Here is a 20,819-nt window from a genome sequence, read left to right as displayed (position 1 = left end):
AGTTGCGGTAATAATTGTCGTGACGATAAAATTAATTAATTTTACTTAGTTTGCAATGCTCAGCATAATCCGCGTTTTTTTGTCACATAAACCCAAGATTAGAGGTAACGAGTATGCGCGGGTGGATTATTTATAAAGATAGCCAAGGTTTGCTAAAGCAAGAGACCTACGAGGTAGAGCGCTTGCTTGCTGCTGCAAAAGAAGAAGGCATCGACTTACATGTTTACTCGCCTGATCAGTTTGATTTAACAATTACTCGCGAAGATGGCAAAAGCATCTTAATCGATGGGCAATCAGTTGCGTTACCAGACTTCGTTATTCCACGAATGGGTGCAAGCACAACCTATTTTGCGTTGGCAATTATTCGTCACTTGGAACGTTTAGGTGTGTATTGTGTAAATAGCTCGCAATCAATTGAAACGGTAAAAGACAAATTATTTGCACAGCAAATTTTAGCAGAATGTAATTTGCCTACACCAAATACCATGTTGGTTAAGTTTCCGGTGAACATTGATTTAGTGGAAAAACAGATTGGTTTTCCTGTTGTGATAAAGACGTTATCGGGCTCGCAGGGTAGTGGCGTATTTTTATCAAAATCAAAAGATGAGTTTGATGACTTAATGCAACTTATTGAAGCGGCAAACCCACAGGCAAATATTATTTTACAGCAGTTTGTTAAGTCGAGTCATGGTCGAGATTTGCGAGTGCTTACTATCGGTGGGCGTGCTGTTGCATGTATGGAGCGTAACTCACAGGGTAAAAACTTTAAAGCCAATGTAAGTGCCGGAGGAACAGGCAAGTCATTTCCTATCACGCCAGAAATCGAATGGCTTGCAACTCAAACTGCGAACGTACTCAACCTTGATGTAGCGGGCATTGACTTATTATTTGACGAGCAGCACTTTAAAATTTGTGAAGCAAACTCAAGCCCAGGTTTTGAAGGTTTAGAAGGGGCGTTAGGGATTGATGTAGCCAAAGAGATTTTGCACTTTATTCGCATTCGTCTGGGTATTTTTGATAAGCCCGAAGTACTCGAAGAGCCTTGTTTAGAGGCTGTTTAATATTTTTCAAGGCGTGTATATAACACGCCTTTTTTGTGTCATCTGTATAGTAAATAAACTTACAAATACTACAAAAGTGTACAGTGCTAATTAGCAAATCATAGGATAAGGTAGATTTTTTTATTGGCAAGGAGTGTGTGTACATGAGTCAGCTCATCAGTCGAGCAACTGCGGGTTTAGTGGCTGTTATTATCGGCTTTACCAGCTCAATCGCGCTTATTTATCAGGTTGTGATGGTGTTAGGCGGCACCCCCGATTTAGTTGCCAGCTGGGTGTTAATGCTCGGTCTCGCTATGGGTGTGAGCTCAATTGCTTTGTCTTATTACTACAAAGTGCCGATTCTTATTGCGTGGTCAACAACCGGAGCGGCATTACTTATTTCAAGCGCTCAAGGGTATAGCTTAAACCAAGCTGTTGGCGCGTTTATGTTCTCTGCGGCGCTGGTGTTTTTATCTGGTATTACCGGCGTGTTCGAAAAAATGATGAACAAAATTCCAAGCCAACTGGCTTGTGCCATGCTTGCAGGTGTACTGGTGAATTTTGGCATTGATGTATTTAATTTTATGAACGAACTGCCATTAGTAATTGGTTTAATGGTCGCGGTGTATTTATGTGGAAAACGTTACTTTGCGCGCTTTGCAATGCTCGCAGTGGTTGTGGCTGGCTTTTTAATGGCAGGCATAACAGGGCAAATCGATACCTCTAGCTGGCAGTGGAAAATGAGCGAGTTTGCTTACATAGCGCCAGTGTTCGACATTAATGCCATGATCAGTGTTGGTTTACCGCTGTTTATAGTAACGATGACATCGCAAAACTTACCTGGCATCGCCGTGTTAAAAGCGCATAAATATAAAGCCCCTGTGTCGGCGGCGTTAAATGTAACGGGACTTTTAAATGTGTTTATTGCGCCTTTTGGTGGTTATGCAATTAATCTTGCTGCCATCACTGCGGCAATTTGTATGAGTCCTGAGGCTGATAAAGACCCAAGCAAGCGTTATTGGGCAAGCATTGCGGGTGGTGTGTTTTACATTATTATGGCGCTCCTTGCCGCAACGCTAGTTGGTTTGGTAGCAAGTTTGCCACAAGCTCTTATTTTAGCGTTGGCAGGTATTGCGTTATTCGCCACCATTGCTAGTAGCTTACAGCAAGCTTTAACTGAGGCGTATTATACCGAAGCCGCTATAGTGACCTTTTTAGTCACAGCTTCTAACCTAACCTTATTCTCGGTCGGTTCTGCGTTTTGGGGGATTGTTGCTGGCACGGTGACTTTGGTTATGACACGTAAAGATTGAAGGACTTGAAACGATGCAAGTTATACGAAGCCACGAATTTACAGCAGAACGAGCTTGGGGAGCATTAGATATTGCCAATATGAATGGTATTACAACTCGTTTGCACTGGACGAATGAACCTTACAAATGGCACATCAATAATGGCGAAGAAGTTTTTGTGGTGTTAAGTGGTCAGGTTGAAATGCTTTATAAACAGCATGGTGAAGTATGTGCTGAGCTTCTTAATCCAGGGGATATCTTTTTTGCCAGTGTTGGCACGGAGCATGTTGCGCACCCCAAGGGAGAAGCGCGAATTTTGGTTATCGAATCGCAAGGCAGTGTATAACAAAAAAAGCCCCAGCTTTACTGGGGCCTTTCGTTATTTAAGTAACGGTTTTATCACTTCAAATATGGCATTGATGTGATCACTGCGGGTATTGAGTGCTGGTATGTATCGGTACTTTTCACCACCTGCATGTTCAAAAATTTCACGATTTTCGCCTTCAATTTCTTCTAAGGTTTCTAGGCAATCGGCACTAAATGCAGGGCTGATAATCGCTATATCCTTAATACCTTGCTCTGGATAGCTTTCAAGTGTGGCATCGGTGTAAGGTTTTAACCACTCTGCTTTACCAAAGCGGCTTTGGAATGTTGTTACAGTAAAGTCTTTCTCAAAACCCAGCTTTTCAGCAACTAAGCGGGTAGTTTGCATACAAAAGCAGTAGTAAGGGTCGCCATTTTCTAAAAATTGCTTAGGTGTACCGTGGTACGAAAACACTAGCTTTTGTGGTGTGCCATGGGTATTTAAGTCTTCACTAATGCTAGCGGCGAGGGCATCAATATAAGTTGGGTTATTGTGATAACCATTAATAAAATGAAGCTCTGGCACCCAGCGCCATTTACGAAGCACATTTGATACTGCATCAAACGTTGAGCCTATGGTAGTGCTTGAATATTGCGGATACATCGGCAGCACGATAACGCGAGTGATACCTTTGTCGCGAAGCTCTTCAAGACCTGCTTCAATCGATGGTTTACCGTATCGCATTGCCATAACCACTTCAGTGTCGTGGTGCCCTTTATCTTTTAATAGTGCTGCAAGGCGTTTACTTTGTTCTCGCGTAATGTGTGTTAGTGGTGAGCCGTTTTCAGTCCAGATGCTTTTGTAAAGTGCTGCTGAACGTTTCGGGCGCAGCGTTAAAACAAAGCAATACAGGATAATCATCCAAATAAAGCGAGGGATCTCGACGATACGAGGATCAGATAAAAACTCGCGTAAGTAAGTTCTAAGTGCCGCTGTTGTTGGCGCATCTGGGCTCCCTAAGTTGGTCAATAAAATACCCGTTTTTTTATTGAATCGGCCGTCATGCGGGTTATCGGTTATAGCGGAAAATCGCGACACTGAGCGCTCCTTTATGAAGTAAACGTTATATAAATCGTATTGTAACGAACTAACCTGACTATGTGATCACTTTATTCGCTAATTTTTGATCATGATCCTGAAAGGATTTGGTTTTTTAGCTTCAAGCTGTTGTAACTTGCTAATTGATTTAGGACCAAATACATGCCCTTTTGGTAGTAAAAGAATTCCATCGTAGTTTCTTAGTGCATGACCTAAAACCATGCCATTTTTTAGTTGTTGAGCAGAGATAATTTTCATAGTGCCAACTTGCTGATCACTGGCACAGGTTATTTTTAAACTGCCGAGGGTTTCTAAAATCTTCGGGTGGTAGTAGGTGCCACTGTATAATTGTAATTGGTCAAGCGCACTTTCAAACTTGCTGTTGTCTTGCACATTTATATGGGCGATTGTTTGCCAAAAGTCTCTAGCCACCGCTAAAATCATTGCGGTAATCGGTATTTCTTTACCTTTTAAGCCTTTGGGTATGCCTGAGCCATTATAGTGTTCAAATTGATAATAAATAGCCTCAGAGACATCATGTAAATGTGGTGCAGGCATAAGCATTAACTGGGCTGTACTTGGGTGAGTATAAAATAACTTTTTTTGGTTTTCTGTAAGCTCTCTGGTTGGCTTTTTATAAAGCTCTGGCTCCATTGCTAGCAGCCCTATTTGCGCAAGGTATCCAGCCATTTCAGCCATTTCGATGTGTTGCTTATCTAAACCAAGTTGCTCTGCAATTTGCTTGCTGGTAGTGGCAATGTTTTGTGCTTGCATACCGTCTAGATAAGGGTTTGCATTAATGAAGTTGTATAAAATCTCAAAGGTTGTGCGGTGCTCGTGTTTTTCACGCTCGTTTACTTCTTCGAGCTGTTTAAGCACTTTACGAATTTGTAGAGTTCGCTTTTCGACCATTTGCTCAAGGTTATTGTTGAGCTCTTTTAGTTGCGCATTTTGTGCTTTTATTTGCTGTTCGAGGCGTTTGTTTTCTCGTTTAAGAGAAGTTTTTTCAATGCCATCACTAATATTGCGAAGCAGTAATTCATTTTGCCAAGGTTTTTGAATATAAGCATGGATCTTACCTTTATTGACTGCGGCAATGGTATTGTCGATGTCTGAGTAACCGGTCAATAAAATACGTTGTGGATCTGGTGCAATACTAAGTGCTTGAGCAAAAAACTCCGCGCCATCCATCTGTGGCATGCGCATGTCACAAATAATCACATCAAAATTATAAGCTGCTAATAGCGTAAGACCTTCTGTCGGATCTGCTGTCGCTTTTGCTGAGATATTATGTGCAGATAACAACCTTAATAAAGTGCGTAAAACAATTTCGTCATCATCAATGCATAATACTTGAATATGCTCTTTGCTTACTTTTTCTGCCATAGCGATTTACTGTGAACCATCGTTAATCAATAACATAGCCTTAAATCTAGGCTTGTGCTAGGTTTTAAGTGATACAGGCTAAAGTTTGAGAGAAAAATGAATGACTTTAAGCAAGCTTATTTACTAGAAAAAGCAGCTAGGGAAGAGGCAGAGCAACTGTTAGCAGACAAGAGCCGTATTCTTGTTGCATTAAACAGTGAGCTTGAACAAAAAATTGCAGACTTAGAGCGTCATCAAGCAATGTTTATTCAAGCAGAAAAAATGGCGACTTTGGGCACACTATGCGCTGGGGTTGCCCATGAAATTAACAACCCCCTTGCTTATAGCATTAGTAATGTCGATACCCTTAAGGAGTATTGCAATTATTTCAGTGCATTATTAGCTAAATGTGATGAATTTGCCTGTAGTGAAATGGATAAAGCGGCGTTTTGTCAGCAATTAAGCGATTTAAATAAAGTACACTCTGTTCGTTATTTAGCAGATGATTTGCCTGACTTAATAAATGACACAGCGCAAGGTTTACAAAGGATCAGCAAGATAGTTGCAAATTTGCTCGATTTCTCTCGACCAAAGGGCCATAACAAACAGTTTGCTGATATGACTGATGCGGTAAAAAGTGCAGTTAAGTTATTAGCGAATCAACTTAAAGAATGCGATTTACAAACTGACTACCATACGATTTCTGAGAGCTGGTGTAATTTAGCAGCTATCAGTCAAGTGATTGTGAATGTATTAATAAATGCAAAGCAAGCATGTGATGCGAGTAGCTCAAAAGCGCAGATCACTGTGTCGGTTTATGAACTTCAACATCATATTTATATTGATGTTGAAGACAATGGCGTGGGGATGTCAGCAGAAACTATCGCTAAAATATATGATCCTTTCTACACGACCAAACCGGTAGGGGAAGGCACTGGAATGGGAATGACCATGGTTTATGCGATAGTGCATGATCATCAAGGCACTATTGAAATACAAAGCACAGAGGGAACGGGCACGCGCATTAGTTGTGTATTTCCAGTGCAAAGTCACGTTAGAGATGTGGTTAACTAATTGACACAATTTAAGTTGTTGCAAAACGCTGTAGATTCGATAGTGTAAGACTAAGTACTGACCAACATTAAATATAAAGGCACGCTATGTTTAACACAGAAAGCTCAGAAGTATTGAAAAACTATCTCGCAAGTCAAAGCGAGACGAATCAAGTTAGTTTAGATCAGGTCATTGGATTTATGGCTGGACTGCTTGCCTGCTCTGAGTTTTTTGGTGAGTCAGAGCTTGCAAATTATATCGCTGATAACGATGAATCAATATTCAATACATTAATGACCGATTCAGAGCCGCGCGATGCAATGATTGAGTTACTTGATAATGTGACAGAAGCTCAAGTTGAGCAAAAGAAAATACTTGCTCATTTATATTCCAATGATGCTGATGCAAATGAACCTAGCCAAGCATTACAAGACTTTTGCAGCGGTTACATTGCTGCATACATAGTTAATCAAGATATTTGGCACAGTGACTTACAGTTTTTACTGCAAGCTGATGAGCAAAAAGAAGCCAGTGAAGAAGGGCAGCTTTTCATTGATAACTTTGAAGCTACACTCGATTTATTAACTACTTTTGCAATGTGGGATCAAGCGCTTGCTAATCACCCAGAGCCAGAAAAATTGGGTGAAGGGTTTGCGACTTTTTTTGCTGCATTAGACGAGAGTTTAGCCGAAATAGCCACCATGGCCTTAATGCTTGAAGATGAAAAGCTGGCGATGTTAGAGCAAGATCAATAAATAGATTGAGTTGGTAGAGATAAGTAAATGGTTGCATTAATTTGCTTATTTCTACTATTAATTGAATAATTCCTCCCTTATAAAATCTATTAATCATACAAATAGAAAAAATTATACCTAAGTCGTAACAAATTTTTCTTTCATTTCATTTTTTTGTTGATAGGATGTTTCCCAAGGGGTAACTCGCAGGCTTGAGTTAGCTTTCAAATTTATGATTTTTAAAATCAACATTACGTGCTTAGTGCTTTTCCTTAACTTCTCCAAAGGGGCGTCTTTTTGATTTAAGGAAAGCCAGAATATCAACAGGATACACATGACAACACATTCTTTAAGTATGCTGGCCGTAGCGGTCAGTGTGGCTGTTTCTGCGACTTCAGTGCAGGCAGCTGAGCAAGCATCTGGCGTAAAAGCAGATAAAAATATCGAACAAATCTCTGTATTAGGCTCACGAGTTGCCAATCGTACGGCTACCGAATCAACATCACCGGTTGATTTGATTGATGCTGACGATTTAAACAAAGGTGGTTTCACTGAACTTGGCCAAAGCCTGCAAGCGACGGCTCCTTCTTTTAACTTTTCTCGTACGCAAGTGTCAGATGGCTCTGACTTATTTAGACCTGCAACTCTTCGAGGCTTACAGCCAGACCAAACGCTAGTCCTAATCAATGGTAAGCGCCGTCATAATCAATCTATTTTTGGTTTAAATGGTACTGTCGGTGCCGGTGCTGCGGGTACTGATATGAACGCGATTCCACTTACCGCTTTAAAAGGCGTTGAAGTACTTCGTGATGGTGCTGCGGCTCAGTATGGCTCTGATGCGATAGCCGGTGTTATCAACTTATCGCTAAACGATTCAACAGGTGTTACAACGGGTTATGTGCAAGCAGGTAGCACAGGTGAAGGCGATGGTGACACCCTATCAATGGGTTTAAACCGTGGCTTTGATTTAGGCGATGAAGGCGGCTTCATTAACTTTTCTTTAGAATACCGTGATGCTGATGGCACCAACCGAGCTGAGCGTGATACTGGAGGCTCAGTTGATGTACCAGCTGGCACGCTGTCTGACGAAGTTCGTTGGGGGCAAGGTAACGCAGATAGCGAATTTACGTCTGTGTTTTATAACATGGCGTTACCACTTGGCGAGAGCGAACTTTACTCATTTGGCGGATACTCAAACCGTACGGCATTAGGCAATGGTTTTTACCGTAACTTTGACCAAGCAGCGAAGAACGTTGTGCAAGTATATGGCGATGGCTTTTTACCTCGCATCGACAACGAAGCCGAAGATATTTCGTTTTCACTTGGGCTGCGCGGTGAGCTAAACCCAGATTGGAGCTATGATTTTTCGGCCGTATATGGTGAAAATAGCTATGATTTCACCTCAAAAAATACTCTAAATGCCTCGTATGCTGCTGAATATGTGGCGAATAACCCAGGTGCAACTGATGCTGATATTGCTGCAAATGCTGGCCCTTCAGGTGGTTACTCAGGTGGTTTTAGATTTGATCAAACAACAGTAAATGCAGATTTAAATGGTATTGTTGATATTGGTCGCAGTGAACCTGTTTATGTGTCGGTGGGTGCTGAATATCGTAAAGAAAATTACGAAATCGTGCCGGGCGAAGAAGCGTCTTATGCGTGTGGCTTAGCAAATTCAGATACCTCATACCCTGCGGTTAACGACAGCAGCGTATTTGCTGAGTGTGGCTTCCAAGCTTATAACGGTTTACGTCCTGAAGCGTCAAATAAAGAGAGCCGTCACAGCTATGCATTTTATGTTAATGCCGAAACACTGATCACGGACGCATGGCAGGTAAGTACAGCGCTTCGTTATGAAGACTTCTCTGATGCCGGTGATGACATCATTGGTAAGCTAGCAACGCGCTATGAAATTACCGATGACTTTGCCGTGCGTGGTGCGATTTCTTCTGGCTTTAGAGCACCATCACTGCAACAAAGTGCCTATACAGCTTACACCACAAATTTAGGTGCTGGTGGCGTGTTATTGCAATCATTCACTGCAACAGCGGGATCTGATTTTCCGTCAGCCCTTGGCGTTGATAGTCTTGGACTTGAGAGCTCAGAAAACTTAAGTGCGGGCTTTGTTTATAATGTAACAAGCGATTTATCACTGACCGTTGATTTTTACCATGTTGCAATTAAAGACAGAATTACCCTTGGCAGCTTAATGTCGGCGGACGATGTTTCGTTTAGCGCCGAAGCGGTGGCGGCACTTAATGCAACAGGTGCACAGCAAGCTAACTACTTCTCAAACTCGGTTGATTCAACCACCAAAGGGGTTGATATTATTGCCTCATACCGCACTGATTTGTATGACGGTAATTTCTCAGCAACCTTTGCAGGTAACATTAACGAAACCGAAATTGATGATGTGAACGCGCCAGAAGGTGTTCCTGAGTCAATCGCTCTTGATGATTTACAACGTAGTTTCTTAACGGATGGTCAACCAGGTGAGCGTGCAACACTAACATTTGAATACGATCGTGGCGATTTCAACAGCATGCTACGTTTTAACTACTACGGCGAAACAGACGTTAAATACTTTGGTAATGACCACATTGGCTTGCCTGATGAGCTATCACCTACCGGTGAGTTTAAAGACACAAGCACGGTTGAGTCAGCAGTATTAGTTGATGTTAATGTTGGTTATCAACTAACTGACGAGCTGATGCTATCGGCAGGTATTGATAATATCTTTGATGTAACACCAGATGAGTTAGGCGAAGATGAAGCGCTTGATTTTATTACGAATAAAGCATTTAAGTACCCTGTACGTGCATTGCCTTATGGTTTTGATGGTATGACTTACTACGCAAAACTAAGCTTTAGTTTTTAATTCCTAAGTTGAAATGAAGCTTAAATAGCGCCTAACGGCGCTATTTTTTTGTTTAATTGTAGTATGCGACATTTGTCACTATAATAAATGACAAGTGTCGAATTCGACGAGGTGTAAAATGAATGCTGTAGAAACTGATTATTTAGGTGTGGTTACTGATGGCAGAGTAACAATTCATTCTAATACAATTGATGAGATTAATGTTGCAACACAAGGTGTAACTGTCAGTGCGATTAAATCACTCGCTAAAGAGCTGAATTGGGATGCCAACATTTTAGCAACCTCCATTGGCACCACGACCCGTACACTTGAGCGCTACAGTAAAGACCGAAAACGTTTAAGTGCTAAGCTGAGCGAAAATGCTTTAGAGATTGCACGTATTTCATCGCAAGGCATTGCCTACTTTGGTGACGTTAAACGTTGGAATGAGTGGCTTAATACGCCCAACATTCAATTTGCGAATCAAGAGCCAAAGTCAGTGATCCATACTATCCGTGGCCGTGAACTGATAAAGCGAGTGATAATGGGGCTTGAGTACGGGTTCACAGCTTAATGATTTGCTACCGAATAGCACCGAAAGTTCATAATGACATGGCTAATGCGTTATCTGGGCTTGGTGGTTTATATGCACAGGGGCGGTGGCATTTTGTTGGTAAACCCATTGTTTATACGGCGAGTTCGCGCTCTTTAGCAATGCTTGAGCGATTAGTGAATGACACAACCGACATATTAAGTAAAAACTTGAGTATCACCACTATACAGATACCTGATGATCTAAAGGTTATTAGGCTAGTAGCGAGCGAACTGCCAAAAGCATGGGATGATCACCCCTATATTACAGACACTCAGGCATTAGGTTCTGATTGGCTAGCAACGATGGAAGCAGCCGTGTTGCAAGTTCCTTCTAGTTTATGCCCCGACGAATACAATTTTTTAATCAACCCATTGCACACAGATATAAGCAAAATAAAATGCATTGATAGCAAAGACTTTTTCTATCCAAACCGATTGGCTGTAAAGCTTTGAATTAGTTGGCGAGGGGAAAGGGTAAAGTTTGCGAGATGCGAGTTTGTAGAAGCGATTTTATATCATGTTTTATCCTATTCAATGCAGTCTCTTTGAGAGTATTTGTTTGCTCTGTGTAGCGCGAAGCGCCTCTGTGTTCTCTGCGGTTCAAATTATTTTCACAAAGAGAAGTTAATGAGAAGACAACGAGGAAACCCAAATTAACTTCTCCAACCTTCTTCTCAGACGCAGCCAGTAACCTATTTATCGAGACTAACTGTTTGCTAGATCTTTTTTCGAACCACAGAGGACATAGAGAGCACAGAGAAAGACAAGGAGTTCTCTAAAGCGCAGCGCCTCTTATCCTCTTTGTGAAATTACCTTCTCTGTGCAGCGCGCAGCTCCACGGTGCCCTCTGTGGTTCAAATATCTATATTCACATAGAGAACTGAATGAGAAAACAACGAGATAATAGTTAAGCCAATTAGTTATTTTCCTCTAAAGCGCAGCGCCTCTTATCCTCTTTGTGCATTAAGTTTCTCTGTGTAGCGCGAAGCGCCTCTGTGTTCTCTGTGGTTCAAATTATTTTCACAAAGAGAAGATAAAGAGGAAGTGAAAACACCTCCTCCATAATTGTAATATTTTTGCTATTTCGAACTACTAACAACTCGCTCGCATATCTCGCGCATTTGTTGTTTAATTTTAGGCTCTTTTTCTTCAAACAGCTTATTAATGCAATCGATATAGGCTTGGTTCTCTTCAAACGGTACGCCTATTTCGTAAGCGTCTGCTGCTTCTCTAAGCATCTCTTTATCAAATTCACTGAAGATATCGACCATTTCTTGGGCTTTTTCTCGCTCAATACCAAGCGCTTCAAAAGCAGAACGGCCCATCCGCATAGTGCTGTCGTACGTTTCGCGAATAATATCGCGACAACCGTATGTCCATAATTCATACACATGGTGACGGTCTACAGCGCGGGCAACCACATGTAAATGCGGGTAATTTTGCATAGCATAACGCACGAGTTTAGTTATTTGCTCGGCATCATCAAGTGCTACAACCAGTAATTTTGCATCCTCAATGCCAGCTGCACTGAGTAAATCTGGACGAGTTGCATCACCAAAGAAGTTACGAATACCAACATGTTCAAGTGCTTCAAGTTGTTTATAATTATAATCAATTACGGTGGTGTTATATCCACCTGCTTGCAAAATACGGTCAACAAGGCCACCCATTCTGCCTGAGCCTGCAATGATCACATGGCTATCATCAGGAAACTCTTCTTCATCTCGCTTGGCTTGCTCACAAATAAAACGAGGCGCTATCACACGTTGATACAGAATGAATAAGCCCGGTGAGAGCAGCATTGATAAGGTCACAACCAGTAATAACTGGTCGGCAAGGGCTGCTGCCAATACATTGTTAGACACACTGTAAGCAAGTAATACAAAACCAAATTCACCAGCTTGCGCAAGCCCCAGTGCTAGCAACCAGAGTGAGGCGCCCCTAAGCCCAAAAATACGGCCTAAAATTAACAACACAGCTGTTTTAGTTGCAATCAGTGCCCCAGTTAATAGCACAATAGTAGCTAGGTTATCAGCGAGTAATTGAAAATTGATGCTCGCACCAACGGTAATAAAAAATAGACCTAGTAATAGCCCTTTAAAGGGATCGATATTGCTTTCGAGTTCGTGTTTATAAGGTGAATTTGCAAGCACAACACCTGCCAAAAAAGTGCCAAGCGCAGGTGATAAGCCAACCAATGACATCATCAAAGCGATACCAATAACAAAGAATAAAGCCGTTGCGGTAAATAGTTCGCGAAGCCGTGCTTGTGCGACAAATCTAAAAATCGGTGCGGTTAAGTAGTTACCACCAAAGATCACTAGTGCAATCATACCCAAGGTTACCAGCGCAGCTTGCCAGCCCTCAAGATTTGCCACTAAACTTAAACCAGCATGCGCGTCTTCGCTTGCATGGGCTGTATCTGCAATTGCGGGCGCTAATTCTGGTAAAGCAAGCAATGGAATAAACGCAAGCATAGGAATAACGGCTATGTCTTGAGTGAGTAATACGCTAAATGAGGCTTGGCCACCATCTGACTTTAACAGCCCGCGCTCTGAAAGCGTTTGCAGCACAATCGCGGTAGATGAAAGCGATAATATTAAGCCTATTGTAAGAGCTGTTTGCCAAGCATGGCCAAACGCTAAGCCTATACCTGTAAAAGCGGCAGCAGATAAAATCACTTGCCCACCACCTAGACCAATAAGCTGTTTTCGCATTGACCAAAGTGCTTTGGGTTCAAGCTCTAAACCAACAATAAATAGCATCATTACCACACCAAACTCAGCAAAATGCTGGATGGCAATCACATCAACATTTAAAAATGTCAGTGTTGGCCCAATAACAATACCTGCGAGTAAGTAGCCAAGCACAGAGCCAAGCCCTAATTTACTTGCAATAGGCACGGCAATAATGCCGGCCAGAAGAAAAATGTAGGCGATTAAGAGAAAGTCAGTCATCGTAATCCTGTTTTTTTAATTAACTATGGTTGTTTTTGCTAGTTTTGCCAGCAGTTAGGTAGTGAATGCAATCAAAATGCGAATTTAGTCTATAAAATGACAACAAGGCATGATGTTTAGTAAAAGTGCTTAAGACAAAGTGAGGGGTAAAAAATCATTGTTTTTTCTTAAAAATCGCTTGCGTAGAGTTTGGCTAGGTATATACTCGCAACACATTTAATAGGAGCAAAAAATGAGCAAAAAGAAACAACGCACACAAGGCCAAGTTGATACTGGTCGCGGTGTAATTAACGACAATGTGTACGCCGCAATGGTGACATCTAAGCTGTTTACAGCAAAAGTAGAGAAACCAAAAAAAGGTAAAGGTGCTTATCAACGTAAGGCAAAACATGCAGGACGAGAGTCCTATTTAATCGCTGCTTAATTAAGTTGTGATCAAATAGGATTTTTGTGAAAAGCAAACACTCAGTGTTTGCTTTTTTTTACCTAAAATTCGCGTTAAGAATAATTTTAAGTCAATTTTTTTAGAAATTTTTATCTAAAAACTAATTTATTCGTTATATACCTAAAATAGATACTTCAATTATTTTTGTTTTTCCTCACACAAGCTTTGCTTGTTTTTCATACAATCCAGATGTGCTGCACTTCCTGTGGTTAATTTATTGTTAATTTTATGTTCACTTTTGCCTTGTAGAATCAGTTTGTTTTTTGCTGTTTGATATAAATAATTAATTCTTTTTTAGTGTTTTTCATTAAATTACACATAAAAAATAACTGGTAATTTACCGATTGTAGGTAATTTTGAGCTTGACGTGATAGTGCTTTGTGTTACTTTAAAGTTGGATTTGTAAAATAAATGTTATCAAAACTTTGGGCGGAGGGAGCGAATGAGCTCGCATAAATTAATAAAAAATGCCTTTAAACTGAGTGCGCTGTCGCTAGGTTTATACGGCTTTACAGCACAGGCTGCGATTGATTGCAGCAACTTAGAAGTGTGGCAACAAGGGCAAACTCATGTTGGTGGTGATCAGGTTCAAGCACAAGGTAGCGCTTATGAAGCGAAGTGGTGGACGCAAACCAACCCTGTGGAGACCTCTGGTGTCGATCAAGAGTGGCGTTTATTGGGCGCTTGTGACAGCGTTGTCAGCGAAAATCAAGCACCTCAAATTAGCAGCTTAACACCAGTAGAAGGTTCTTTATTTACCATCGGTGACAGCGTTGTCATAAATGCAGTCGCTGCGGATCCGGATGGTAGCGTGGCAAGTGTTGAGTTTTTTGTTGATGGTACATCGCTGAGTGTTGTGACAAGCGCACCTTATTCAGCGAGCTGGCAAGCAACGCAAGGCAGCCATGTGATAAGTGCGGTCGCAACGGATGATTTAGGGCTAACCTCTACAGCGGTCGCACATTCAGTGAGTGTATCTGATGACGTTGAGCCGTTTAACCAAGCGCCCGTGGCGAGCATTGAATTTAGCTCACTACCATCACAAGTAACGGTGGGTGACAGTGTGGTGTTTGCGCTTTCTGGCACTGATAGCGATGGCCAAGTAACTGCGTTATCGTTAACTGAAAACAGCACTGAAGTTCATCAAGCCAGTGCCGCTTCTTCAAGTTATACGTGGCAGGCTCCAGCACTTGGACAATTTTCATTTACCTTAACGGTGACAGATAACGAAGGCGCGACAGGTACACAAAGCAAAGTTGTGAATGTTGTTGAAGCTACAGAACCTGGTAGCGATTGTAAACCGCAAGGCTTATACCAAACACCGGGTGTGAATACCCCATACTGTAGCGTGTATGATGAAAATGGCCGTGAGAAAATGGGCGCCGATCATCCACGTCGAGTTATTGGTTATTTTACGAGTTGGCGAAATGGTGCCAATGGTCAGCCAAGCTACTTAGTGAATGATATTCCTTGGGACAAGATCACCCATATCAACTATGCCTTTGCGCATGTTGATGGTAATAACAAGGTCTCGATTGGTGATCCAAATGCAGTTGGCAACCCTGCGACAAACATGACTTGGCCGGGCGTTACAGGCGCTGAAATGGATCCAAGCTTTAGTTACACAGGTCACTTTAACTTACTCAATAAATTTAAAAAACAACACCCAGATGTAAAAACCTTAATCTCTGTAGGTGGTTGGGCTGAAACTGGCGGTTATTTTGGTGAAGACGGTACTCGCGTAAATAGCGGTGGTTTCTACACGATGACAACCAATGCTGATGGTTCAGTGAACCAAGCGGGGATTGATGCTTTTGCGAAAAGCGCCGTTGAATTTATTGAAACCTACGGCTTTGATGGTGTCGATATTGATTACGAATACCCATCGTCAATGAATGACTCAGGCCACCCTGATGATTTTCCTATCTCTAATGCACGTCGTGCAGGTCTTAATGCATCGTATCGCGTATTGATGCAAAAACTACGCGAAGAACTTGATATTGCAGGTGAAAAAGCAGGCAAGCACTACTTATTAACGATTGCTTCGCCATCTTCAGGTTACTTATTACGTGGCATGGAAACATTCCAAAGCGTGAAGTATCTCGACTACGTTAACATTATGTCTTATGACTTACATGGTGCATGGAATTCACATGTAGGCCACAACGCAGCCTTGTTTGATACTGGCCTTGATTCTGAATTAGCGCAATGGGGCGTTTATACCACTGCAGAGTTTGAAGGAATTGGTTATTTAAATACGGATTGGGCAGTACGTTATTTCCGCGGTGCGGTCTCTGCAGGTCGAATCAATATTGGTATTCCATACTACACCCGTGGCTTTAAAGATGTGTCGGGTGGTACCAATGGTTTATGGGGCCAAGCAGCGCTACCCGATCAATCAAAATGTGCGAAAGGAACCGGCGTTGGTGAGAAAAACCAATGCGGTAATGGCGCACTTGGCATCGATAACCTATGGCACGATAAGAACGATGTTGGTGAAGAAATGCCAGCTGGTTCAAACCCGCTATGGCATGCGAAAAACCTCGAAAATGGTATTAATCCATCTTACCTTGAAATCTATGGTCTAACGCCAGAAACCGATGAAGACGATGTATTAACGGGTACTTACACACGTTACTACGATGATGTGGCGGTTGCTCCATGGCTTTGGAATGCAGAGAAAAAGGTTTTCTTATCAATTGAAGATGAGCAATCAATGGCAACCAAAGTTGATTATGTTATCAACAATGGCCTTGGCGGCATCATGTTTTGGGAGCTTGCCGGTGACTATGATTATGACTCAGCGAAAGGTGAGTATTTCATGGGCTCAAGCTTAACCACACTTGCTTACGATAAATTTAACCAAAGTGGTGTGGCTTACAACACTCATCAAGGTAATGTCGATTTTACCATTCCAAGCGAAGCGGTTGACGTAAGCTTTACGGTGAAAGACTTCCCAATTGGTGATGATAACTACCCGATTTCACCTACATTCGCATTCACCAATAACTCAGATATCGACTTAAGCGGCGCAAAAATCAGCTTTGATGTGCCCGTTTCTACCTCTGCAATTTTCAAATCAAATTGGAATGCACAAGAAAAGCTCGGTATGGCTGTTGAAGCGAATGGCTCTAATGCGGCTGGCGATAATATCGGCGGCTTTGAAAATGAGTTCCATCGTTTTTCAATCACCTTAGTGAATGAGTGGGGCGGTATCGAAAAGTCATTTAACACTGGTGAAACCGTTGAGGCCCAAGTTATGTACTACATGCCAATTACGGGGCCAACTAATTTCACTATTGAGAAAAATGGCAAAACCTACGCTTTTAAATACGAATACCCAATGCTACCAGATGGCACCGCAGGCAGTGGTGATACTGGCGGTGACACCGGTGGTGATACGGGTGGCGAGGGAAGCTGTAATGGTGTTGATGTAGCAAGCATCCCTGTGTATCCAAATTGGCCGCAAACTGACTGGGCTGGTAATCCAAGCCATGCTGTTGGCGGCGACTTAATGAATCACAACAACGTGATTTTCGAAGCAAAGTGGTGGACGAGCACAGAGCCAGGCACATCGGCTGACTGGACGGTGAGTTGCACGCTTTAACCAACTAAGCGGAGCAAGGACTTTGCTCCGCATTTCTACAGCGAGAACAACAATGAAAGTAATGAAATCAAAGGCATTGTCTTTATCGGCAGTGGCAACCAGCATGCTGATTGCCTGTGCATCAAGCCATGTGAATGCCCACGGATTCTTAGAAAGCCCAAAGGCACGCCAAGCATTTTGTAATGCCGATGGCGGTTACTGGTGGCCTGCTGATGGCACGGGGATCCCTAACCTTGCTTGTCGTGCAGCGTTTGTTGAAGCAGGGCATGTACAGTTTGTGCAAGGCATTGAATTTTCAGCTAATACCATTGAATACACAAACCTTGATGCAGTAAAACAAAGTGTACCTGATGGCCGATTATGTGCAGCAGGCGACCCTGAAAAACGCGGTATGGATTTACCTTCAGCACATTGGCAACGCAGTGAGGTTATTCCTAATACAAATGGCGATATTTTAGTGCGCTTTTTAGCGAGTACGCCGCATAACCCAAGTTTCTGGCAATTTTATTTAACAAAACCGGGCTTTGATAGTGCGACTCAAGTGCTTACTTGGGATGACCTAGAACTTGTTGAAGAGTACGGCAATGTTGATTTTAGCATTGATGCTAACAACGACCGTTACTATGAAATGAGCGTGTCGATTCCACAAGGACGCAGTGGCGATGCCATTTTATACACGCGCTGGCAACGAGATGATGCCGGTGGCGAAGGCTTCTACAACTGTAGCGATATTAATATTGTCAACGATGCGTCCCCGACAGAGCCAAGCGATTGGACAGCAATCAGCTACTTTGTTCGTCAAGGGCAAAACGGCGAGGTTGGCGGTAGTGTGTCAGCGCGGTTATTTGATGAAAATGGTCAAGAGTTACTTACTCAACAAATGCAGATCACAACTGATAATCAAGCTAATTGGCAGGCTGAATTTGCAGCGCTGTTAAACCTTAATTACGCGCACTTAGTTAATATTGGCGTGCAAAATAGCGCTGGAGATATTGCCTTTGATGCTACAGATTTATTGATAAATCAAGTCTTTACAACGAATACAAATTACAGCTTTGCACTAAGCGTACAAGCTGCACCTGACAATACCGCGCCGATTATTCATCAACCAGATGACCTTCAAGTCGAAGAAGGCAGCAGCACCGCGATACACCTGCACGCCTTTGATGATCAACAAAGCACATTAACTTATAGCTGGGATATTCCTGCACCACTGAGCTTTACGGGCAGCGATGCCAACATCACGCTAACTGCCCCTGCTGTGGATGCTGATGCAAGTTACACCGTGAGTGTATCGGTGTCAGATGGCGAGCTTACAAGCCAAGTAAGTTTTACCGTGACTGTACTTAATAGCACTGTAATCGACCCTGATCCTGTTGATCCGAGCGTGCCCGCTTGGAATAGCACAAGCCAATACAACACGGGCGATAAAGTGAGTTTTAACGGCGGAATCTACAGTGCGAAATGGTGGAACCAAGGCGCACAACCAGACAGTAGTGATGCATGGCAGCTTGAATCTGGCAGTGCATCAATCGAGTGGAACAGCGGCAAAGCCTATCAAGGCGGCGACGAAGTAACCTATCAAGGACAGCGCTATCGAGCGCAGTGGTGGACCCAAGGAGATGTACCGGGTGCCAGCCAAGTATGGACAGAAATCTAAAGTTTTGTAGTTCAAACTTTATCAATAACAGCGTAACGCTATATAAAAACAGATAAGAGAGAATCATGAATATAAAACAATTAACCGCAGCCATTGGTGTTGCACTCTTTGCAAGTGCAGCGAATGCAGCACCTTCAACACCAACCATTATTTGGGAGCCACAAGAATACTCATTTGTTGAGGTTGATCTTGAAGGCACTGGTTCATATAAGAGCTTGGTGAACCGTGTAGATGAAGTCACCATCAGCATTGAATGGAACGCATGGAGTGGGGATGGCGGCGACAGCTACAAAGTGTATTTCGATGATATGCTGGTTAATGAAGGGTCACTTGAAGCAGGCACCAAAAGTGGTGTTATTAGCTTTCCGTATGATAAAGCCGGTCGTCACACATTATATTTAGAACTATGTGAAGGCGGTACTACCTGTGCTCGCAGTGAAGGTAAGCCAATTGTTATTGCCGATACAGATGGCGGTCACTTAGCGCCATTACCGATGGATTATGATCCAAACAACCAAGATATTGGCACCAAAGACGGTCTTGTAACCGGTGCCTACTTTGTTGAATGGGGTATTTATGGCCGTGACTATGATGTAACCAATATTCCAGCGCAAAACCTCAGTCATATCTTGTATGGATTTATTCCAATTTGTGGACCTAATGACTCGTTAACAGGTGGGCCTAAAAACGCGCTAAATACTGCCTGTGCAGGCTCGCAAGATTTTGAAGTGGTGATCCACGACCCATGGGCTGCGATTCAAAAAGCGCTACCAGGTGTTGATAGTAATGACCCAATTCGTGGTACGTATTCGCAGTTAATGGCGTTAAAGCAGCGTTATCCTGATCTGAAAATTTTACCATCAGTAGGTGGTTGGACTTTATCAGATCCATTTGCTTACTTTACCGATAAAGCCAATCGCGACACATTTGTGGCATCAATGGAAGAGTTTTTAAGAACGTGGAAGTTCTACGACGGTGTTGATATTGACTGGGAATATCCGGGTGGTCAGGGTGCTAATCCAAACTTAGGCGACCCAGTTGCTGACGGCCCAGCATACGTAGCGCTAATGCAAGAGTTGCGCGCGATGCTTGATAAGCTTGAAGCCGAGACAGGTCGTGAGTATGAGTTAACATCAGCGATTGGTGCAGGTTACGACAAAATTGAAGATGTCGACTACTCACAAGCTCAACAATATATGGATTACATTTTCTTAATGAGCTACGACTATTATGGTGCATGGAGCAATGTAACGGGCCATCAGGCTGCGCTTTATTGTTCATCGCATTTCCGTGTTGGTCAGTGTGATGGCACGGGTGTTGATGAAGAAGGCGTTCCATATAAAGGCCCTGCTTACACAACCGATAACGCAGTGCAAAATCTACTTGCGCAAAACGTACCGTCGAAGAAAATCGTGGTAGGTGCTGCTATGTATGGCCGTGGTTGGGAAGGCGTTTATCCAGAAAACGCGACTATCGCTGATAACCCAATGACAGCCCCCGGTAATGGCAAACTAAAAGGCACTACAGCGCAAGGTGTATGGGAAGACGGTGTTATCGATTATAAAGGCATTAAAACCTACATGCTGGGCGCTGCAGAAAATGGCATCAATGGCTTTGAAACTGGTTATGACGAACAAGCCGAAGCCGCTTATGTATGGAACCGTAGTAACGGTAAATTAATTACATACGATAATCGTCGATCAGTTTTGGCAAAAGGTGCTTATGTTAATCAATATAACCTAGTACTTCATCACACAAGTTCTGACTAGTTGAGGGCACCATAAGCCCTCTCAAGTTTTTCACGAGCTGATTC

General features: G+C 42.6%; 14 protein-coding genes and 1 pseudogene. 12 read left to right on the top strand and 3 right to left on the bottom strand.

What is annotated here, in order from left to right; genetic code table 11:
* The first annotated feature begins 113 nt into the window (after positions 1 to 113).
* From ACSFVZ_RS18935 to ACSFVZ_RS18925, 3 genes are all read left to right on the top strand, one after another.
* Positions 114 to 1,061 (top strand): ATP-grasp domain-containing protein, encoded by a 948-nt coding sequence (locus tag ACSFVZ_RS18935; RefSeq protein ID WP_253040074.1) that lies wholly within the window; start codon positions 114 to 116, stop codon positions 1,059 to 1,061.
* Between the two features lie 143 nt (positions 1,062 to 1,204).
* Positions 1,205 to 2,353: a benzoate/H(+) symporter BenE family transporter gene (locus tag ACSFVZ_RS18930; protein WP_138558203.1), complete on the top strand. Its 1,149-nt coding sequence runs from the start codon at positions 1,205 to 1,207 to the stop codon at positions 2,351 to 2,353.
* Positions 2,354 to 2,366: 13 nt separating this feature from the next.
* Positions 2,367 to 2,678 (top strand): cupin domain-containing protein, encoded by a 312-nt coding sequence (locus ACSFVZ_RS18925; RefSeq protein WP_138558202.1) that lies wholly within the window; start codon positions 2,367 to 2,369, stop codon positions 2,676 to 2,678.
* A 33-nt stretch (positions 2,679 to 2,711) separates the two neighbouring features.
* On the opposite strand, the gene hemH is transcribed toward ACSFVZ_RS18925, so the two are convergent.
* Both hemH and nosR read right to left on the bottom strand, forming a co-directional pair.
* Positions 2,712 to 3,734, bottom strand: coding sequence for a ferrochelatase (hemH, locus tag ACSFVZ_RS18920; protein WP_435559429.1), 1,023 nt, complete (start codon positions 3,732 to 3,734; stop codon positions 2,712 to 2,714).
* Between the two features lie 78 nt (positions 3,735 to 3,812).
* Positions 3,813 to 5,120 (bottom strand): response regulator c-di-GMP phosphodiesterase, NosR family, encoded by a 1,308-nt coding sequence (gene nosR, locus ACSFVZ_RS18915; RefSeq protein WP_435559428.1) that lies wholly within the window; start codon positions 5,118 to 5,120, stop codon positions 3,813 to 3,815.
* Between the two features lie 96 nt (positions 5,121 to 5,216).
* Between nosR and ACSFVZ_RS18910 the strand changes: the two genes are divergently transcribed.
* The 5 genes from ACSFVZ_RS18910 to ACSFVZ_RS18890 all read left to right on the top strand — a co-directional run bounded on the left by ACSFVZ_RS18910 (position 5,217) and on the right by ACSFVZ_RS18890 (position 10,790).
* Positions 5,217 to 6,173, top strand: a complete 957-nt coding sequence (locus ACSFVZ_RS18910; protein WP_435559427.1) for a sensor histidine kinase — start codon at positions 5,217 to 5,219, stop codon at positions 6,171 to 6,173.
* A gap of 86 nt (positions 6,174 to 6,259) precedes the next feature.
* Positions 6,260 to 6,907 carry a UPF0149 family protein gene (locus ACSFVZ_RS18905; protein WP_135926734.1) on the top strand — a complete coding sequence of 216 codons (648 nt, stop codon included), beginning with the start codon at positions 6,260 to 6,262 and terminating at the stop codon, positions 6,905 to 6,907.
* Between the two features lie 313 nt (positions 6,908 to 7,220).
* Positions 7,221 to 9,764, top strand: coding sequence for a TonB-dependent receptor plug domain-containing protein (locus ACSFVZ_RS18900; protein WP_435559426.1), 2,544 nt, complete (start codon positions 7,221 to 7,223; stop codon positions 9,762 to 9,764).
* A 118-nt stretch (positions 9,765 to 9,882) separates the two neighbouring features.
* On the top strand, positions 9,883 to 10,317 hold the full coding sequence (locus ACSFVZ_RS18895; protein ID WP_135926736.1) for an Xre family toxin-antitoxin system antitoxin: 435 nt from the start codon (positions 9,883 to 9,885) through the stop codon (positions 10,315 to 10,317).
* Positions 10,317 to 10,790 carry an RES family NAD+ phosphorylase gene (locus tag ACSFVZ_RS18890; RefSeq protein WP_138558200.1) on the top strand — a complete coding sequence of 158 codons (474 nt, stop codon included), beginning with the start codon at positions 10,317 to 10,319 and terminating at the stop codon, positions 10,788 to 10,790. The genes ACSFVZ_RS18895 and ACSFVZ_RS18890 overlap by 1 nt, the downstream gene beginning before the upstream one ends.
* Before the next feature lie 626 nt (positions 10,791 to 11,416).
* On the opposite strand, the gene ACSFVZ_RS18885 is transcribed toward ACSFVZ_RS18890, so the two are convergent.
* Positions 11,417 to 13,294, bottom strand: coding sequence for a monovalent cation:proton antiporter-2 (CPA2) family protein (locus ACSFVZ_RS18885; protein ID WP_199527458.1), 1,878 nt, complete (start codon positions 13,292 to 13,294; stop codon positions 11,417 to 11,419).
* 232 nt (positions 13,295 to 13,526) lie between these two features.
* On the opposite strand from ACSFVZ_RS18885, the gene arfA reads away from it, so the two are divergent.
* The 4 genes and pseudogenes from arfA to ACSFVZ_RS18865 form a co-directional block, all read left to right on the top strand.
* A complete protein-coding gene (gene arfA, locus ACSFVZ_RS18880) occupies positions 13,527 to 13,718 on the top strand; it encodes an alternative ribosome rescue factor ArfA (protein WP_054563243.1) in 192 nt (63 codons plus the stop codon).
* Between the two features lie 463 nt (positions 13,719 to 14,181).
* Positions 14,182 to 17,346: a glycosyl hydrolase family 18 protein gene (locus ACSFVZ_RS18875; protein ID WP_435559425.1), complete on the top strand. Its 3,165-nt coding sequence runs from the start codon at positions 14,182 to 14,184 to the stop codon at positions 17,344 to 17,346.
* A 52-nt stretch (positions 17,347 to 17,398) separates the two neighbouring features.
* Positions 17,399 to 19,006: a lytic polysaccharide monooxygenase gene (locus ACSFVZ_RS18870; protein ID WP_435559424.1), complete on the top strand. Its 1,608-nt coding sequence runs from the start codon at positions 17,399 to 17,401 to the stop codon at positions 19,004 to 19,006.
* Between the two features lie 65 nt (positions 19,007 to 19,071).
* Positions 19,072 to 20,748 (top strand): annotated as a pseudogene (locus ACSFVZ_RS18865) (glycosyl hydrolase family 18 protein); the annotation flags it as partial.
* Positions 20,749 to 20,819: the final 71 nt, after the last annotated feature.

The sequence above is a fragment of the Pseudoalteromonas nanhaiensis genome, assembly GCF_051235485.1.
Taxonomy (GTDB): Bacteria; Pseudomonadota; Gammaproteobacteria; order Enterobacterales; family Alteromonadaceae; genus Pseudoalteromonas; species Pseudoalteromonas lipolytica_C.
The sequence above is the reverse complement of the archived record's forward strand: the minus strand, read 5'-3'. Positions and strand labels throughout refer to the sequence as shown.

What these genes read in the sequence shown, in the direction of transcription:
- ACSFVZ_RS18935 (WP_253040074.1), top strand. Translation starts at nt 114, where the DNA reads ATGCGCGGGTGGATTATTTATAAAGATAGCCAAGGTTTGCTAAAGCAA.
- ACSFVZ_RS18930 (WP_138558203.1), top strand. Translation starts at nt 1,205, where the DNA reads ATGAGTCAGCTCATCAGTCGAGCAACTGCGGGTTTAGTGGCTGTTATT.
- ACSFVZ_RS18925 (WP_138558202.1), top strand. Translation starts at nt 2,367, where the DNA reads ATGCAAGTTATACGAAGCCACGAATTTACAGCAGAACGAGCTTGGGGA.
- nosR (WP_435559428.1), bottom strand. Translation starts at nt 5,120, where the DNA reads ATGGCAGAAAAAGTAAGCAAAGAGCATATTCAAGTATTATGCATTGAT.
- ACSFVZ_RS18910 (WP_435559427.1), top strand. Translation starts at nt 5,217, where the DNA reads ATGAATGACTTTAAGCAAGCTTATTTACTAGAAAAAGCAGCTAGGGAA.
- ACSFVZ_RS18905 (WP_135926734.1), top strand. Translation starts at nt 6,260, where the DNA reads ATGTTTAACACAGAAAGCTCAGAAGTATTGAAAAACTATCTCGCAAGT.
- ACSFVZ_RS18900 (WP_435559426.1), top strand. Translation starts at nt 7,221, where the DNA reads ATGACAACACATTCTTTAAGTATGCTGGCCGTAGCGGTCAGTGTGGCT.
- ACSFVZ_RS18895 (WP_135926736.1), top strand. Translation starts at nt 9,883, where the DNA reads ATGAATGCTGTAGAAACTGATTATTTAGGTGTGGTTACTGATGGCAGA.
- ACSFVZ_RS18890 (WP_138558200.1), top strand. Translation starts at nt 10,317, where the DNA reads ATGATTTGCTACCGAATAGCACCGAAAGTTCATAATGACATGGCTAAT.
- ACSFVZ_RS18885 (WP_199527458.1), bottom strand. Translation starts at nt 13,294, where the DNA reads ATGACTGACTTTCTCTTAATCGCCTACATTTTTCTTCTGGCCGGCATT.
- arfA (WP_054563243.1), top strand. Translation starts at nt 13,527, where the DNA reads ATGAGCAAAAAGAAACAACGCACACAAGGCCAAGTTGATACTGGTCGC.
- ACSFVZ_RS18875 (WP_435559425.1), top strand. Translation starts at nt 14,182, where the DNA reads ATGAGCTCGCATAAATTAATAAAAAATGCCTTTAAACTGAGTGCGCTG.
- ACSFVZ_RS18870 (WP_435559424.1), top strand. Translation starts at nt 17,399, where the DNA reads ATGAAAGTAATGAAATCAAAGGCATTGTCTTTATCGGCAGTGGCAACC.